The sequence below is a fragment of the Aeribacillus sp. FSL W8-0870 genome (genome assembly GCF_037963755.1).
Lineage (GTDB): Bacteria > Bacillota > Bacilli > Bacillales > Aeribacillaceae > Aeribacillus > Aeribacillus composti.
Genome location: NZ_CP150165.1, coordinates 3,990,270 through 4,007,472 on the forward strand (window position 1 = coordinate 3,990,270; position 17,203 = coordinate 4,007,472).

18 protein-coding genes are annotated in these 17,203 nt (G+C 38.5%); 6 read left to right on the plus strand and 12 right to left on the minus strand.

What is annotated here, in order from left to right; all coding sequences use genetic code 11:
* Nucleotides 1–81: 81 nt before the first annotated feature.
* The 4 genes from phnE (NSU02_RS19210) to NSU02_RS19225 form a co-directional block, all read right to left on the minus strand.
* A complete protein-coding gene (gene phnE, locus NSU02_RS19210) occupies nucleotides 82–882 on the minus strand; it encodes a phosphonate ABC transporter, permease protein PhnE (protein WP_108897361.1) in 801 nt (266 codons plus the stop codon).
* Nucleotides 879–1,670 carry a phosphonate ABC transporter, permease protein PhnE gene (phnE, locus tag NSU02_RS19215; protein ID WP_339195859.1) on the minus strand — a complete coding sequence of 264 codons (792 nt, stop codon included), beginning with the start codon at nucleotides 1,668–1,670 and terminating at the stop codon, nucleotides 879–881. Before phnE (NSU02_RS19215) ends, phnE (NSU02_RS19210) begins: the two co-directional genes overlap by 4 nt.
* Nucleotides 1,654–2,445: a phosphonate ABC transporter ATP-binding protein gene (gene phnC / locus NSU02_RS19220; RefSeq protein WP_063389115.1), complete on the minus strand. Its 792-nt coding sequence runs from the start codon at nucleotides 2,443–2,445 to the stop codon at nucleotides 1,654–1,656. The genes phnE (NSU02_RS19215) and phnC overlap by 17 nt, the downstream gene beginning before the upstream one ends.
* 114 nt (nucleotides 2,446–2,559) lie before the next feature.
* Nucleotides 2,560–3,501 (minus strand): phosphate/phosphite/phosphonate ABC transporter substrate-binding protein, encoded by a 942-nt coding sequence (locus NSU02_RS19225; RefSeq protein ID WP_082830382.1) that lies wholly within the window; start codon nucleotides 3,499–3,501, stop codon nucleotides 2,560–2,562.
* Between the two features lie 188 nt (nucleotides 3,502–3,689).
* Here NSU02_RS19225 and NSU02_RS19230 point away from each other — a divergent pair, with 188 nt between their 5' ends.
* A complete protein-coding gene (locus tag NSU02_RS19230; RefSeq protein WP_339193662.1) occupies nucleotides 3,690–5,261 on the plus strand; it encodes a bifunctional UDP-sugar hydrolase/5'-nucleotidase in 1,572 nt (523 codons plus the stop codon).
* 275 nt (nucleotides 5,262–5,536) lie between these two features.
* On the opposite strand, the gene NSU02_RS19235 is transcribed toward NSU02_RS19230, so the two are convergent.
* The 6 genes from NSU02_RS19235 to NSU02_RS19260 form a co-directional block, all read right to left on the minus strand.
* The gene (locus tag NSU02_RS19235; protein WP_063389118.1) at nucleotides 5,537–5,986 is read right to left on the minus strand and encodes an SgcJ/EcaC family oxidoreductase; all 450 of its coding nucleotides are present in this window, start codon (nucleotides 5,984–5,986) and stop codon (nucleotides 5,537–5,539) included.
* 442 nt (nucleotides 5,987–6,428) lie between these two features.
* Nucleotides 6,429–6,974: a hypothetical protein gene (locus NSU02_RS19240; protein WP_094244772.1), complete on the minus strand. Its 546-nt coding sequence runs from the start codon at nucleotides 6,972–6,974 to the stop codon at nucleotides 6,429–6,431.
* A 238-nt stretch (nucleotides 6,975–7,212) separates the two neighbouring features.
* A complete protein-coding gene (locus NSU02_RS19245; RefSeq protein WP_232515623.1) occupies nucleotides 7,213–7,881 on the minus strand; it encodes a GNAT family N-acetyltransferase in 669 nt (222 codons plus the stop codon).
* On the minus strand, nucleotides 7,847–8,752 hold the full coding sequence (locus NSU02_RS19250) for a carbon-nitrogen hydrolase family protein (RefSeq protein WP_063389120.1): 906 nt from the start codon (nucleotides 8,750–8,752) through the stop codon (nucleotides 7,847–7,849). Before NSU02_RS19250 ends, NSU02_RS19245 begins: the two co-directional genes overlap by 35 nt.
* A 239-nt stretch (nucleotides 8,753–8,991) precedes the next feature.
* Nucleotides 8,992–9,345: a hypothetical protein gene (locus NSU02_RS19255; RefSeq protein WP_066251453.1), complete on the minus strand. Its 354-nt coding sequence runs from the start codon at nucleotides 9,343–9,345 to the stop codon at nucleotides 8,992–8,994.
* 284 nt (nucleotides 9,346–9,629) lie between these two features.
* Entirely contained in the window at nucleotides 9,630–9,827 is a 198-nt protein-coding gene (locus tag NSU02_RS19260; RefSeq protein WP_144598299.1) for a hypothetical protein, read from the minus strand.
* A 379-nt stretch (nucleotides 9,828–10,206) separates the two neighbouring features.
* Between NSU02_RS19260 and NSU02_RS19265 the strand changes: the two genes are divergently transcribed.
* The 4 genes from NSU02_RS19265 to NSU02_RS19280 all read left to right on the plus strand — a co-directional run bounded on the left by NSU02_RS19265 (nucleotide 10,207) and on the right by NSU02_RS19280 (nucleotide 14,667).
* On the plus strand, nucleotides 10,207–10,902 hold the full coding sequence (locus tag NSU02_RS19265) for a response regulator transcription factor (RefSeq protein WP_339195863.1): 696 nt from the start codon (nucleotides 10,207–10,209) through the stop codon (nucleotides 10,900–10,902).
* A complete protein-coding gene (locus NSU02_RS19270) occupies nucleotides 10,895–11,899 on the plus strand; it encodes a sensor histidine kinase (RefSeq protein WP_063389122.1) in 1,005 nt (334 codons plus the stop codon). Before NSU02_RS19265 ends, NSU02_RS19270 begins: the two co-directional genes overlap by 8 nt.
* A gap of 94 nt (nucleotides 11,900–11,993) precedes the next feature.
* Nucleotides 11,994–12,755, plus strand: a complete 762-nt coding sequence (locus tag NSU02_RS19275; RefSeq protein WP_339193663.1) for an ABC transporter ATP-binding protein — start codon at nucleotides 11,994–11,996, stop codon at nucleotides 12,753–12,755.
* Nucleotides 12,745–14,667, plus strand: coding sequence for an ABC transporter permease (locus tag NSU02_RS19280; RefSeq protein WP_339193664.1), 1,923 nt, complete (start codon nucleotides 12,745–12,747; stop codon nucleotides 14,665–14,667). The genes NSU02_RS19275 and NSU02_RS19280 overlap by 11 nt, the downstream gene beginning before the upstream one ends.
* Before the next feature lie 240 nt (nucleotides 14,668–14,907).
* On the opposite strand, the gene NSU02_RS19285 is transcribed toward NSU02_RS19280, so the two are convergent.
* Nucleotides 14,908–15,537 (minus strand): NAD(P)-dependent oxidoreductase, encoded by a 630-nt coding sequence (locus tag NSU02_RS19285; protein WP_094244775.1) that lies wholly within the window; start codon nucleotides 15,535–15,537, stop codon nucleotides 14,908–14,910.
* A gap of 184 nt (nucleotides 15,538–15,721) precedes the next feature.
* On the opposite strand from NSU02_RS19285, the gene NSU02_RS19290 reads away from it, so the two are divergent.
* Nucleotides 15,722–16,132, plus strand: coding sequence for an Rrf2 family transcriptional regulator (locus NSU02_RS19290; protein WP_339193665.1), 411 nt, complete (start codon nucleotides 15,722–15,724; stop codon nucleotides 16,130–16,132).
* A 139-nt stretch (nucleotides 16,133–16,271) separates the two neighbouring features.
* Here NSU02_RS19290 and NSU02_RS19295 read toward each other — a convergent pair whose 3' ends face one another.
* Nucleotides 16,272–17,201 carry a response regulator gene (locus NSU02_RS19295; protein WP_339193666.1) on the minus strand — a complete coding sequence of 310 codons (930 nt, stop codon included), beginning with the start codon at nucleotides 17,199–17,201 and terminating at the stop codon, nucleotides 16,272–16,274.
* Between the last annotated feature and the right edge of the window lie 2 nt (nucleotides 17,202–17,203).

The following is a 17,203-nucleotide window of genomic DNA, read 5'->3' on the forward strand; positions in this document are numbered from 1 at the left end:
TCAACGAGGCAAAAGCCTTTTATTGAGTTCAGCCGCTATTGCTGGAGCTTTCGATATACATTGCTGCCTTATGAGCATCTGCTAAACCACCTTCTTGCGCAAATAGCCGGAAATGATATCGACGATCGTAACCATGGCAATGATTCCTAATAAAATAATACCGACACGACTCCAGTCGCGAGACTGCATGGCAAATATAAGCGGTGTACCGATTCCGCCTGCACCGATGATTCCTAAAATGCTTGCGGAACGGAGGTTAATTTCAAAACGATATAAGGTGTAAGAGATAAACCCAGGAATGATTTGTGGAACAACGGCAAACCACAGCGTTTGCAAGCCGCTTGCTCCTGTTGCTTTCAAAGCTTCAATTGGTCCGAAATCAATATTTTCCACTTCTTCTGAAAACAATTTGCCAAGCATCCCGATGGAATGGAGTCCGAGCGCCAACACACCGGCAAAAGAGCCAGGGCCTACTACTTTAATAAATAACAACGCCATCACTAGTTCCGGAAATGTCCGGATAAAGCTTAAAATAAATTTTCCTGTTCCTGCCGCAATCTTCCCTTTCGTCATATTGTTAGCAGCCCAAAAAGCAAACGGTATACATAGAAAAGCTGAAATAAATGTGCCTAATATGGCAATCGCTAATGTATCTAATAGCCCTCGGAGCAGATCTTCGCCTTCGGGCAAGTAAACATATCCCCAATCAGGAGAAAGAATGCCGGATAAAATCGCTTTTGTAATTTGGCCGGCCGTTTCTTTAAATCCTTCTATTGGAATACCGGATAATGCCCATATATAAATAACAGCCAACAACACATATATACTCCAAAGCATGAACCGGTTCTTTTTTGGTTTAACTGGTCTTGCAACACTCTTCATAATAGTTTCTCCCGCAATTTAGTACTAATATAGTCGATCAACAAAACAACCATTAATGTAAAAATAATGATTGTACTCACTTTGTCGTATTCAAGAAAACCTAATGTTTTATCATAATATTCTCCGATTCCTCCTGCTCCCACTAGTCCTAATATAGCTGCAACCCTTATATTAATTTCAAAGGTGTAAAGAACGAAAGAGACAAAGTAAGGGGACACTTGCGGAACGACAGAGTAGACGATCCATTGAATTTTATTGGCGCCAACTGCCGTCATCGCCTCCAATGGGCCTTTATCAATACTTTCCATCGCTTCATAAGTTAATTTCGCAATAATGCCCATTGAGAAAACAGCTAATGCAAATATTCCTGGTAATGGCCCCAATCCGAAAATCGCAACAAATATAGCGGCTAAAAGAAGTTCAGGAATGGTACGAATTAAATTTAAAATAAATCTGAACGGGTAATAAATCCAATTGCTGGCAGCGATGTTGCTTGCGCATAACAAAGCAAATGGAACCGCAAGCAAAGCTCCCATCGTTGTCCCAATAACCGCCATGCGGAATGTGTCAAGCATTGCCGGAACAATATCATCAAAATATGACCAGCTGGGAGGATACATTTGTACAAGCAAATCAAACATATTTGGAAACCCTTCAACAAAATCGATGAAAGAACTTTCCGTTTGATAGGCGCTCCAGCCGATCAGCAGCACAATCAACGCTGTTGTCAAGTAATGCTTTATTTTAGTAGGTGCTTTAGGAATTTCTTGTTTAGTTAATCGATTCATATTTAAACTCTCTATCCGCTTCATTTGTTCCCACCTCAAAAGGCTTTCCATATATTTCAGAAAACCGTTTATCTGTCGCTTCCCTAGCAGATCCGTCAAACACAATTTGTCCTGCTTTCAGGCCGATGATCCTTGTGGCATATTGTCTAGCTAAATCGACCGAGTGCAGGTTGACAACAAGCGTTATTCCTAACTCTTGATTGATCTTTTTTAAATCATCCATTACTTGTTTTGTTGTCAAAGGATCTAAAGATGCTACAGGCTCATCCGCTAAAATGATTTTAGCTTTTTGCGCCAAAGCTCTAGCAATCGACACTCTTTGCTGCTGTCCTCCTGAAAGTTGATCCGATCTGGTGTACGCTTTTTCAAGAATATTCATTCGTTCCAGAGCATTCATGGCCAAATCCACATCTTCTTTTGGAAACCATCCCAAAACGGTTCGGAGAGTAGAATGGTAGCCAACTCTTCCAGATAAAACATTTCGCAAAACAGTCGACCTTTTCACTAAATTAAAATTTTGGAAGATCATCCCAATGTCGCGACGGATGCGGCGGAGTTCCTTCCCCTTTGCTTTCGTGATGGATTTCCCGTCTATTGTTATTTCTCCGGAACTAATTTCATGCAATCTATTAATAGAACGTAGCAACGTTGATTTGCCAGCGCCAGATAAACCGACAATCACAACAAATTCCCCTTTTTCAATTTTCAAATCAATATTTTCCAATCCTACTACACCATTAGGATAAATTTTTGTAACACGATGAAATTCTATCACTCTGCATACCAACCTTTTTTAAATATTTATCTAAACATCCCGACGTTGCTTTATCTATTCATAGAGGATTAGCCAGTACGAACGATTCGCCTGGCTATATTTTATGAAAATACATTATTCAGTTTTCACTTTTTCAGCATACTCCCTGACGATATCGAAGTTACTGTCTTTCGATTCTATGTAGCCTTCATGCGTGTAAATGTCTTTTATAATCGCATGCCCTTCTTCGTCTTTTCCAATATCAATGAAAGCTTGCTTGATTTTTTCAACCCATTCTGAATTCATGTCGGAACGGACGGAAATCGTATCGTTCGGAATCGGTTCTGTAAACTCAATGACTTTCGTATCTTCGAAAACAGTTGGGTAATCTCCTGCTACGGTATTGCGGGCATCTTGGAAAACAACCGCACAATCGACATCACCGTTCAAAACAGAAATAATTGCTTGGTCGTGCCCTTTTACTGTTATTCCTTGTACATCTTTTAATGGATCAATCCCATTATCCATCAGCGTTGCGGCCGGCCAAACATAACCTGCAGATGAAGTGACATCTTGAAAAGCGATTTTCTTTCCTTTTAAATCTTTCACACTAGTAATACCAGAATCTTTTTTCACTACGAAAATTGATTTGTAATTGTCTACTAGTTCATCTGTTGGCTGCCCGGTCTCATCATCCACTCCGTAACGTTGCGCTTGAAGAATTACTTCAGCAGCTCCTCTTTCTTTCGCCAGCACATAAGCATTTGGCGGCAAAAATCCTACATCTACTTTTTTGGATTCCATTGCTTCAACAATGGTATTATAGTTCGTTGAAACACTTACCTCTACAGGTATACCCAAACGATCTCCCAATAACTTTTCAAGCGGCTTTGCTTTGGCCTCCAATGTATCTGCATTTTGAGAAGGTACAAATTGTACAGAAAGGGTTTCCGGAATATATCCATCTGATTCTTTGCTGCTATTAGTTTGTTGGGAATTGCTGGATTCCCCGCATCCGCTGATGACCACCGCTGTTAAAGCTAGTATTGTTCCAAAAGCTACTAATTTTTTAAACATATTAATTTCCCCCATATCTTTTTGAAAATCTAATTTCCATTTTAGCACCAAATTTTTAATTATTTGTAAATTTTGTTACAAAATATCACGAATATTTTATTAACTTTGTAAATTATTTCTTTTCATTTAATTATCTATTTTATTTTTACAACGATTTGTTATGATGAAAAAAAAGGAGGAGGAAAATAATGGAGAAAGAAACTGCGATTCATCTGCTTGTAACCAGCGATCTTCACGGCTACATTTACCCGACCAATTACAGAGACAAAGAAGAACAAAATTTCGGACTGGCTAAAATAGCCACGATTATAAAAGAAAAAAGAAAAAAAGGCAATGTACTTTTACTTGATAATGGAGACTTGATTCAAGGAAGCCCGTTGACTTATTACCATGCAAAAAACAGGCCCGACAGTGAAAATCCGATGATTCAAGTTATGAATGATCTCCAATATGATGCATGCGTATTGGGAAATCATGAATTTAATTATGGACGAAGTTATTTACAAAAGGCGATTGATCAATCAGCTTTTCCTTGGCTGTCCGCTAATATCTTGAAGCAAACAACAGGAGAGCCCGCTTTTGGAACACCTTATCTCGTCAAGGTATTGGACGGAGTCAAAATTGCTGTACTTGGTATAACCACTCATTTCATCCCTAATTGGGAAGAGCCGCGAAATATTGAGGGACTTGTTTTCAAAGATGCATTGCAAACGGCTAAATTATGGGTGAGCGATATTCGCCAAAAAGAAAAACCAGATGTGATGATCGTCTCATATCATGGGGGATTTGAAAGAGATCTACAAACTGGAGAGCCTATAGAACAGCTGACAGGAGAAAACCAAGCATACCAAATGTGCCAAGAACTAGAGGGTGTTGATATTTTAATCACAGGCCATCAGCACCGCCCACTCGCAGATAAACTAAACGGCATCACAATCATTCAGCCAAGCCATAAGGGGCAATTTTTGGGTGAAGTGACGATGAAAGTTAGACAGAAGGCAAATGGAAACAGCCCCGCAATCGTTAGTCATTTCAACTTAATCAAAATTGATGAAAAAATGGAAGCGAATCAAGATGTTTTGGCATTGATATCCGATATTGAACAAGAAACGCAAAAATGGCTGGATCAGCCGATCGGAACCGTTATTGGTGACATGACCGTATCTGATCCATTGAAGACCCGATTACAAGACAATCCTTTTATAGAATTTATCAATAAGGTGCAAATGGAAACAGCCAAAGTTGATATTTCTGCCACTGCCTTATTCAATAATGACTTGCCTGGATTCAAACAACATGTTACAATGCGCGATATTGTTTCCAATTATATTTATCCGAACACATTAACTGTCATCCGCATCAGCGGCCAAGATATTAAAGATGCTTTAGAGCAAAGCGCCAAGTATTTTACGGTTCAAAACGGAACAATCTCTGTCAATCCCGCTTTCTTATATCCTAAACCGCAGCATTACAATTATGATATGTGGGAAGGAATTGAATACGAATTAAAAATCTCTAATCCAGTTGGCCAACGAGTTGTGAAGCTAAATTATCACGGCAGCCCATTGGAGCTTGACAAAGAATATGATGTCGTCATGAACAGCTACCGCGCAGGTGGAACAGGCAATTTTGATATGTTTAAAGAAAAACCGATCGTTAAAAATATCCCCATCGACATGACCGAACTCATTGCCAACTACATATTAAAGCACAAAACTATCATCGCAGCTTGCAATCATAATTGGAGGGTAGTTTTATAGTAGTAAAAGCATTTTCCGATTTGCCCGCTTTTTATTTAAAACAAATGCCACTAATAGGTATCAAAGAATACTTGTCCAAATATCACAAAGGCTTACAGCAACAAAAAGTCATTAATAACAAATTTGATATCAACGATGATTATATAAAAATGATTTTTTCGTTATGAAAATGTGAAGCGTTTTATTCGCACACATCAAAAAAGAAGATTTAGGATTTTCCTAATCTTCTTTTTGCATGAAAGTATATTTCACCATTCCCCTGAACAGGACATGGATTATTTAAGCAGCTGTCTTAACTCTTCGGTCATTTGTTCAACCAATTCAGGTCTGCCATGAAACTGGGCTGGAGTATTTTGAAAAAGTTGAATACGCCAAATTCCTTCCGTTTTCACTGCAACAAGTGTATGATGAGTGTTCACATCAGGATTTAAATCGGACTGGCCGTGAGGAACCATACCGGCAATCGCTCGTAAAATAGCGATATCAGGAGCTAGAAACCGGACATTTTTCACTTTGCTGACAAATTTAGCTGTCTGGTGGTGTTCAAAGACGGACTGGAGATGTGCGAATATTTCATCGCGTCCAATCGACTGACTGCCATCGAAACCAATGCTTTCGCCATCCTTAGTAAACAGATCCGTCATTCCGCTAGCAGTTCGATTGTTCCACGCATTGATTAGTTGCTGGTACAGCTCTTGAACTTCATTTATTTGAGAATTTTCCATCGTTTATCACTCCGAAATGTAATTCTTTGTTCTATGATAGCCAATCAACTGAAAAATTATTTTTTATAAAATGTTGCCGATTTAATATTTACGTGCAGTTTTTTCTTTTGAAACCTCTGCTTTGAAACGCTGAGACGAATGATCAAAAGCATTTTTTATAGAAGCTTGACAGCGTATAATACTTCAAAATGAAAATTTTCTTCTTTTTTCACTTCAAACGACATTTATTTGATGTGCAATCACTTTAAAAGGGCATTATTTTTCCTTCTGTTATTGTAAGAATATGTTTGTTCTTCAATTAATCTGTTGGAGATGAATGCCTGAGACAGTCTGCAAATACCTTCCGATCCTCTAAAGCCACTACATAATCAGCAAACAATCATTCTTTCAATCATATTGCCATTCATTTACTGGGAGTGTTGCTACTGACGGCTCTTTTTTTCTATTTCCATACTGCTGCATATTTTTTTTGATATTTCGGATCTTCTTCCTTTTCAATTAAATCGAAGGCAAGCTGCTTGATCGCTTCATCCTGCACTTTATCATACAAGTTTCGCAGCCCTTGAATAATATCGAACCGAATAAGTGTCGCATGTTTTTCGTCAACACAGTTGTCAAACCGAGCTGCCAAATGACGGATAACCATCTCTTTTTGCTTTTCCCCAGCTAAACCAATCCTCCAAATAGCCTGCAAACTATGTCTGGCAGTTACAAACTTTTTATCATAGGTTACTTCCCAAACTTGAGGAAAATCCTCCAACATTCGCTGTTCGGGATCGCTGATCGCTAATCGGCTTAAAAACTGAGCAGCACGCGAGCGCTTATGAGGGTCTTTACTTGTCAGCTCTTCCTTCAGCTGATCCCATACTTCATACGCCCAATCGACTTCTTCTTCAGTGATCTTCATAATGCTGCTGTACGCTTCGTACTGCGCATTTTTATCACTTGACTGCAATTCCGCAAAATAATGCCTCGTTCGTTCATCCACTATTTATCGCCCCATTCATGCCTTATTTATGTTTGATTTTACCTTAGGCAAAAGTGACTGCAATATGTAAATACCGAACGATCATATCGGAGGTACAGATCCAAAAAGCCGAAGTTTGATATGGAAACTGGCTCATATTCCATGTGAAAGCAAGTTTAAAATATTAGCAGAGAGCGAGCATGAAAAAAAAGCCGCTGTATCACCAATAATTGGCGTTCAAGCAGCTTTTTTCAATTACTTATTTAAACGGATTTTTCCATTCCATTAGAACAGCATAGTTACGGGATTCCTCATCCTCCAAATAATTAGCCACAATTCCAAGAGGCGTCCGTCCGCAACGGAGGAGAAATGAAATAACCGGGTCTTTTAAATCTCCGCTGACGACAGCATCGACATATTGTTCAGCTGACATCTCATCCGCATATTTATAATATCCCGGCATTCTGCCGCCGCCGAGCAAGCGATCCAATCCTTTATGGACAACTACTTCGTACATTGATTGCATAAGCCATTTTCCTAAATCCAGCTTTCTGTGGGACGGACGGATGCAAATATCCACAACATATAAAGTGTTGCCATTCGGATCATGGTTACGGATATAGCCGTTGTCCGTTATCTCTTCCCAAGTATGATCAGGATGGGCGGGATCAAAATTCACGATTAAAGATGTCATCGATCCTGCTAACGTTCCTTCTACCTCAACACATAAAGCGCCTTCCTGAAACAATGTCACGTGATTCGTTAATTGCTCTTTATTCCACCAAAGTTCTGATGGAAAAGGCGGCGGAAAGCTTTCCTTTTGAATTTCAATTAATTCATCAAAATCTGCTTCATTATAATTCCTTATCACCACTTCGACATTGCGACCTTGATTATTCAGATAAAATCTCTTTCTGTAACGGCTCATCTCCATTCCCCTTTCGTCCATGAACACTTAAATCAGGATACAAATCAAAGCGGCGGTCTCTCCAAGTGGTGACAGATCCGTTTTCTCTCACTTTGTATAAGAGAGATAAATCAAGATCCGCCGTAATAATCATATCGTGGTTTATTTCCCCCTCCATCAAGATCCCGTTTTTCGGAAATGGGATGTCGTTCGGAGTAATGACCGCTGCCTGGCCAAAATTTGCCCTCATAAAATCAACGGTAGGAAGCGAACCTACTGTCCCTGTTGTCACCACATAGATTTGATTTTCAATCGTTCTGGCGTGGCTTGTATACCGCACTCGTTGAAATCCGTGGCGGTCATCTGTACAAGACGGACAGAACACAACGTCAGCTCCCATTCCTCGTACAATTCGAACGATTTCTGGAAATTCGATATCATAACAAGTCAACATGGCAATTTTTCCTTTTTCGGTCTCAAATATTTGAACCGTTTCTCCGGGAGTCAGATGCCATTCTTTCACTTCCGTCGGCGTCAAGTGAAGCTTCGCTTGTTCAGCTATCCGGCCATCGGGATAAAATAAATGGGCTGTATTATACAATCGTCCCTCTTTTTCGATAATATGAGTGCCTCCAATAATATGCATGCCCGTTTCTTTAGCAAGCGATGTAAATAGTGAATAATATCGGTCCGTATAATGAGGTAAATTTTGAATCGTCTGCTTTTGATTCGGAATGGACAGCAATTGAGTCGTAAAAAATTCAGGAAAAAGAACAAAATCAGCGTCAAACTCTTCTGCGGTTTTCACATAATGCGTTACTTGGTTTGCAAAATCTTCAAAGCTCCCGATGGAATGAAGATGATATTGAACAGCAGATACACGTATTTTCATGTAGCCTCTTTCCCTTCATCATAATCTGTTCCCCGCTTATTACTGAACAAAGTATAACATAAAACCAGTTTATTTTAATTTAATTTGATTTTGTGTAAAGCATTTTGCTGGAACAAAAGAGAATACTTGAACTATTTATTTAGAAGTGAAATAATTCACTCAAAATTAACAGACAAAACGAAAACAAGCCGTTTGACTGCCGGTGATTTGGCGTTCAAGCGGCTTGTTTTATTCCATTTTTAAATGCTTTGCTCGTATTTGGCAATAAGTTCTTCGTTTTTTCCGACTAAACCGAGTTTAAATGCTTTTTGAATAATTTTTGCTACTTCTGCATTGAAAAATGGATCTCCACCATACCTCATCTTATCATCCAAAATTTTATTATGGAAATGAGACGTTTCTCTGGCTAAATCTTCATTTACAATTTTCCCTTCCTTTATTGCGTCCATAAATTCATAAAAATCCATTTTGCTGTTGTATTCTTCTCTTGTCTCGTTGCCATAAGGGCTGCCTGTTTCCAAATGTTTTTTGAACGGAGCTACAAGCGTCAATTGCGTATAAGCAGCAAAATATTGAGTTTCAGTAATATTCATATAAGATCACTCCCTAACAATTGTAAAATTTATGTGATCATAAAGTGTTTTATTTGAAAAATAATCTAACGCTGAAATGCTGATCGATTCTGTAGTCAATAGCCTCATAGGTATTTCATAATATTTGATCCACCCATACACAATTTTGTCAGATCCTGATAAAGGTTCATCCGCTAAAGGTTTACGAGTTTGAGAAGTAATATCCCTTCCACCATTATATATTCTAAGAAAGCCTGGACGCTCAGTACCTTCAACATAAATGGCAATTCTTATGTTTCTCCCTTTTAAAGGAGTGATTGCCGACAATTGATTTGTGAAATGATTTCCCATTCATTATCGTTTCCATCCGACGTAATACCAATTATCTGTAAATCCGTTAATGGTGGTGCGGATACAGCTGAAGTTTTTGCAGGAAAGAATGCAAATACGAACGAAAATGATAGAACAGCCAGCGTAAAAATAACTCCGACAATTTTTTTCATAATAACCTCCTCCATATTTTATAAAATTTCCATTTTTTATATCGGTATAAACTGGAATATTTTTAATATAAAAACAAAATTTAACAAGAAGTATTCTGACCTCACATCCGCCTTTAATAAACCTTTAAAACTCTTAAACGAGTTGAAAAACGGCTCATCGCAACATTAAACCGTTTCAATTACCTTGTAAAATCAATTATAATAAGGGCAAAGATCATTTTTTTCCCTCGGGAACAGCAATCTTCAGAAAGCCGGAAAATGATTTATACAATCAATTATAGAAAAATCGCAAAAAAACACCGCTATCCGCTCAATCATGCACAATATAGGACAGCGGGAAAGTCTAACAAACATAAGTGAAAAAAGTGTGGTGAAAGCATTGTTTAAAATTTTGCTCATTGAAGATGACACCACCCTGTTTCATGAAATAAAAGAACGGTTATTACAATGGTCTTATGATGTATACGGCATTACTGACTTTGGAAAAGTGATTGAAGAATTTACAGCCATCAAGCCTGATTTGGTCATCATTGATATTCAGCTGCCAAAGTTTGATGGATTTCATTGGTGCCGAATGATCCGCTCCCATTCCAACGTTCCGATTATTTTTTTATCATCGCGGGATCACCCGACCGATATGGTGATGTCAATGCAGCTTGGAGCGGATGATTTTATACAAAAGCCGTTTCATTTCGAGGTGCTTATCGCAAAAATACAAGCAATTCTCCGCCGAGTATACAACTATAATACAGAACGAATAAAGCTGAAGGCATGGTGCGGGGCGACGGTCGATTATGAGAACAATACGGTCACAAATGATAAAGGAACAATTGAACTAACTAAAAATGAACTATTGATATTAAAGCATTTGCTTGAGAAGAAAAACAAAATCGTCAGCCGGACAGAATTAATCAAAAGCCTGTGGGAGGATGAGCGCTTTGTCAGCGATAATACATTAACGGTCAATGTCAATCGTTTGCGAAAAAAATTGGATGAGCTCGGGTTGGGACGCTTTATTGAAACGAAAGTCGGCCAAGGCTACATGGCAAAGGAAGAGGCAGCCGTATATGATTAAAAAATATATTATTGAAAGAAAGAGCTGGATCCTTCTCTTTTTATTCATGCAGCTGTTTATCCTTTTTATTTCTTATCTTGATTCAACCATTTCATTAAAGTCCGTTCTCTATATTGTCTTTTTATTGATGATTATTTTTTTCATTTTTGTCATCATCCGCTACAATAAAGAAACAAAGTTTTATAAAAGCTTGGAAGGATGGGAAAACAGCCTTGATTTAACAAGTATAGCGAATGCTGAAAGCCCTTTTGAAAAAATGATTGAACAGCGGATAATAAACCAAACGAAGCTTTTGAAACAAGAGGCTTCGCAAAATCGAATTGCGCTCGAGCAGGAAAAAGATGAATTGCTGTCATGGATTCATGAAGTTAAAACACCGCTGACAGCGATGCATTTAATCATTGAACGATTAGATGATGAAGTTATCAAAGCACAATTGACATATGAATGGCTGCGCATTCATCTGCTGCTTGACCAGCAGCTTCATCAAAAACGGATTCCTTTCATGGAAAATGATTTATATATTGAAAATGTTGCACTGGAACCACTCATTTTCAAAGAGATAAAAGCTTTGCAATCATGGTGTATGCAAAAAGGAATTGGGTTTGAGGTCGAGCTAGAGGCTGCCGAAGTGCTAAGCGATGCGAAATGGCTCGCCTTTATCATGAGACAGCTGTTAACAAATGCGGTAAAATACAGCGATTCATCCGATATCATCATTCAAAGCTATCGGCAAAATGATCAAACAATGATCAAAGTGAAGGATTTTGGCCGTGGCATTGACCCGAAGGATCTGCCGCGCATTTTTGACAAAGGCTTCACATCCACGACCGCACATCAGGACAATGCCTCAACAGGCATGGGATTATACTTGGCGAAAAAAGCCGCCGAAACATTGCTGATAGATATTAAAGTAGAGTCAAAGCTTGGAGAAGGAACGACTGTTACCTTAACCTTTCCAAAGAAAAATGAATTTGTCCGCATTACAAGCATGTGACAATTTTGTCACATGCTTTTTCATTTTGTTCGCTGAATCGAAGGAAAAATACAAGAAGGACGATTATGATAAAAATATCAAGGAGGGACGCGATATGTATATTTTAGAGGCAACAAAAATTTACAAAAGCTATGGAAACAAATTTAATAAACAAGAAGTGTTAAAGGGATTGGACATTCGTGTAGAAAAGGGAGAATTCGTCAGCATCATGGGGCCATCCGGCTCAGGGAAAACGACATTGCTCAATGTTCTATCCTCAATTGATCAAGTCAGCCAAGGAACGATCAAAATAGAAGGAACAGACATTGTCGGCATGAAAGAAAAACAGCTGGCGGAATTCCGCAAAAGACATTTAGGATTCATCTTTCAAGAATACAATTTGCTCGATACACTGACAGTGAAGGAAAACGTCCTGCTGCCTTTATCCATTACAAAAACAGCAAAAAAAGAAGCGGAACAAAAATTCAATGAACTGGCAACAGAACTGGGCATTTATGAAATAAAGGATAAATATCCAAACGAAATTTCCGGCGGCCAAAAACAGCGCACTTCAGCAGCAAGGGCATTTATTCACGAGCCGAGCATTATCTTTGCCGACGAGCCAACAGGCGCCCTTGATTCAAAATCGGCATCTGATCTGTTAAACAAGCTGCAAGAATTAAATCAAAAACGAAAAGCCACCATTGTCATGGTCACCCACGATCCGGTCGCAGCCAGTTTCTCAAGCAGGGTCATTTTCATAAAAGACGGGCAAATTTATACCCAATTAAATAGAGGGGAAGAAACAAGACAAACGTTCTTCCAACATATTATGAAAACCCAAGGGGTATTAGGCGGGGTGCAACATGAACGTTAAGCAGCTGATATTCCGTAATTTGAAAAAAAATCTGAAAAACTACTATTTATATGTATTTGCCTTAATGTTTACAGTAGCCCTTTATTTCGCGTTTGTCACATTGCAATATGATCCGTCAATGGATGCAACAAAAGGGTCGATTAAAGGGGCTGCTGCCATTCGAACAGCATCCGTATTATTGATTGTCATTGTGACTGTCTTTCTCTTGTATGCCAATAACATCTTCATTAAACGGCGCAGTAAAGAAATTGGCTTGCTTCAATTAATCGGCATGACAAAAGGGAAAATATTCCGCATTCTTACGGCTGAGAATTTTATCATTTATTTCAGCTCATTATTCATTGGAGTCTTTATTGGATTTGCCAGCTCCAAATTATTCATTATGATTTTGTTTAAAATTACCGGTGTCAATGCCATTGCAACGCTTACTTTTTCACCTAATGCTTTGATCCAAACAGTGATCGTTTTTAGTGCGATTTATCTTTGTATCATGCTGTTGAATTACGTATTTATTAAAAAGCAGAACATTTTATCTTTATTTAAAGTTGCTTCCACTACAGAAGTAAAAAAAGTATCCCTGTTGGAAATGATTATCGGGATTCTCGGCATATTCTTCATCATTATAGGCTACTATATTTCGTCTAAGTTATTTGGCGGCGATTTTACTACGATGAATGAGCTATTCCTTGCGATGATCTTTATACTAGGATCTGTCATTATCGGAACCTATTTATTTTATAAAGGGTCTGTCAGCTTTATTTTTTATCTCATTAGAAAAAAGAAGGATGGTTATTTAAATATTCATGAGGTACTATCTCTTTCATCGATTATGTTCCGAATGAAGTCAAATGCTTTATTATTAACGATCATTACAACCGTCTCTGCTCTTGCCATCGGATTGTTATCTTTAAGTTATATTTCCTACTATTCATCGGAAAAATCCGCTGAAAATTATGTCGCCGCCGATTTTGCTCTGACGAATGCGGAAGATGCAAAGCATTTTAAAGAAGCATTACATGCGCATCACATTCCATACAGTGAAAAAATGATTGATGTGATCCACGCAAACATCAATATGGAAAAAATATTAGATACAAAGCTGAAGGAATTGAAAGTTGACCCGGCATCCATGCCTCTCCCAATCATTAGTGACGACGATGTAGAAAAGATCAATCTGTCTCCAGATGAAACTCTTTTTGCAGGGTATAACGATATGATGCAGAAGTTTATGCCGCTGAAAAGTTCCGGTCAAATCGAATTAAAAGGCCGGCACGAAGTCATACCGCAAAAATATTTAGGTTTACAAAAGGAATACTACATTTCCTATTTTTTCACAAGCGGCGGCCTGCCTGTTGCCATTGTCGACGCAACGATATTTGACCGTTTACAAAAGGACATGGACATGAAACCGTCTGTTCATATAGGAATTGATATTCAAGATGAAGCTAAAATACAGGAAGCTGATGAAATCTTTCAAAAAATGACGTTTAGCGGCAATCATGATTCACGGCTCGCCATGAGCAGCAATCAAAAACGATCTATGGGGCTCAGCATGTTTATTGTCGGCTTTTTAGGTTTAACTTTTCTGATTACATCCGGCTGCATTCTTTATTTCAAACAAATGGATGAGAGCGAAGATGAAAAGCTAAATTATACCATTTTAAGAAAACTCGGCTTCACACAAGGCGACTTGCTCAAAGGAGTTCAAGCCAAACAAGCTTTTAATTTTGGGATTCCTTTGATCATCGGACTTTTCCACAGCTACTTTGCCGTTCAATCAGGATGGTTTTTATTCGGCACAGAGCTCTGGACGCCAATGATTCTCGTCATGCTGCTATATACAGCTTTGTATTCGATTTTCGGCTTTCTCTCCGTACTTTATTATAAAAAAGTAATAAAAGCGGCTCTTTAATATTAAGGAACTGTCCAAAAAGTCAGTATAAGTTGACTTTTGGGAACCCCCTCTTTATTTTTAAAAAAACCGCCCGTGTGAAAAACGGGTAGTTTGTTCAACTTTATAGAAAAATATAAGCCTCAGCTCCCCACAGGGTGTCTGAGGCTTATATTTCATTATATGAATAACCCCCGAAATCCTCCCAAATCTCAAGCCGTAAAAAAATAAGAAAATCTGCACCGCTCGGCAATCAAGCTTTTATTTGGATACGACGGAAAAACGTTTATTAATGTGCTTACGGTTTTCAATTTCATCTACAAGTGCTATCGCATAGTCTCTATAACTGATGTAGCTTTGACCTTCAGAGTTGACAGCAAGCACATCGCCTGAAACTTTATATTCACCTGTGCGCGGACCTTGCGGATCAAAAAATGCAGCTGGGCTAATATAAGTCCATTGAATCCCTTCAGAGTTTTCAAGATCTTGCAAATTTTGAGCTGAGCTTTTCGCTACCGGCAAATATTCTTTCGGAAAATCCGGTGTGTCAAAGAGGCGGGTTGTTTTCGCTTCATCGACAAACAGGCTGCCCGCTCCGCCTACAACAATAAGCCGCGTATTAGGCGCTCCTTTCAAGGCATTGATTAATACTTTTCCTGCCTCCACATGTTTATGCTCTTCACCAGGTGCAGTGCCAAATGCATTTACAACAACATCAAAATCTTTTATATCCTCTGATGTAATATCGAAAATATCCTTTTCAACAGCTGGTACATCAGTCACTTTAGAAGCATTGCGGACAATAGCCGTAACATCATGTCCTCGTTCCTTTGCTTCCTTTACTATTAAACTTCCTGCTTTTCCCGTTGCACCAATAACGGCAATTTTCATAAACAATTTCTCTCCCTTTATGTAACTAATTCAGTTACAAATTATATGTAACTATTATAGTTACAAATATAAATCTCTGTCAACTTATTGATTGAAGCTTTCATCCGGAAATCATTGCCTGCCAACCTGTTTGACAAAATTTCAAATTTGTCACTAAAATAGTGACAAATGGTGGTGGAAACTTATGATTAACAGCCGTTTAGCAGTGGCGATTCATATTATGATCTTAATAGCATCAAATCCCCTTGAGCATATGTCTTCAGAATTTATTGCCAAAAGCGTCAACACGAATCCTGTGGTGATCCGGCGAATTACAAGCATGCTCAAGAAAGCGGGACTATTAACTCCCCATGCCGGCAGAACCGGAGCAAAATTAACAAAAAACCCTGAAGACATAACACTTTTGGATATTTTTAAAGCGGTCGAACCGAAAGACGAATTATTCGCCATTCACGAAAATCCGAACCCCAATTGTCCCGTTGGAAAAAACATTCAATCCGCCCTGGACAGCACATTTACGCGCGTTCAAAAAGCGATGGAAGACGAGCTGGCCAGCCAATCCCTAAAAGACGTAATGGGCCATTTCTTACAATAAGAATGGCCCATAAAAAATGAAGCTGTAGTTATTTCCTCTTTTTCGGCACTTATGACCGTTTCGCTGTTTTGAATAAGGTGAATGATTCATTTTTACTTTCATAAGTTTGCACGCATGCAGGGAATCTTTGAAATCGATTTTATTCCTCCATCAAGTGCTTGATTTCAAAATAAAAAGCATGGATAAATTTTTTCGTATTGATTCGTATAGACGATGCAGCTGCAGGCCGATCGGCTTTTAATTCCTCCATTTTTTGACGAACAGCAGTGAAATCAAAAAATTTGGATGAGTAATTTTCAAACTTTGGATGGATGAAGTCTGTGAGCCCAAGTGACGCTAAGTTGTTCAAGGAATGATAGATCGCCCTCCGCACACGTTGTTCAGACGCTTTAATTTCCCTTTTCAGCTCCTCTTCACTGGCTGCTTCTCCAAGCTTCTTCAACGCAATATTTCTAAATATCTCCTTTAATGAAGGAAATCCGCCGGCAAATGTTTTCTCTTGTTCGTAATCATATAAAAACTGCATGATTTCAATGAGATCTTTACTGCCGCTTTCTCCGGCAATGCCTAGTTCTGAAAGGAGGAATCGTGCACTGGCAGAAAGAGAATTTTCTTTATAAGGATTTACATTTTGCTTTAGAAGATGATCAACGTTCATAACACTATATAAAGAGTGATGGATATCCTGAATGGTTTTTTCCAAACGTATATGACCCATCACCTTCTTTAAGATTGACAATACTTCAATTTTATTAATCGGCTTCGTTATATAGTTTTCGATTCCGTATTCATAAGCTTGGCCGATCATATCCTTTGATTCCACCTGCGATATCATAACAATTTTTCCTTTAAAAATCGGCTTGATTTTCTTAATCGTTTCAATGCCGTCCTGAACGGGCATTAACAGGTCAACTAATAAAATATCGACTTTCTTCAAATTTAAAAATTCACCGCTAACATCAGCACCGTCTGCTGCTTCGCCGACGACCTCACCAAGTTCCTCGTCTTCAATGATATGCCATAGCATAGTACGAATTGACTCATCGTCATCTATTATAAAAAACCTCATAA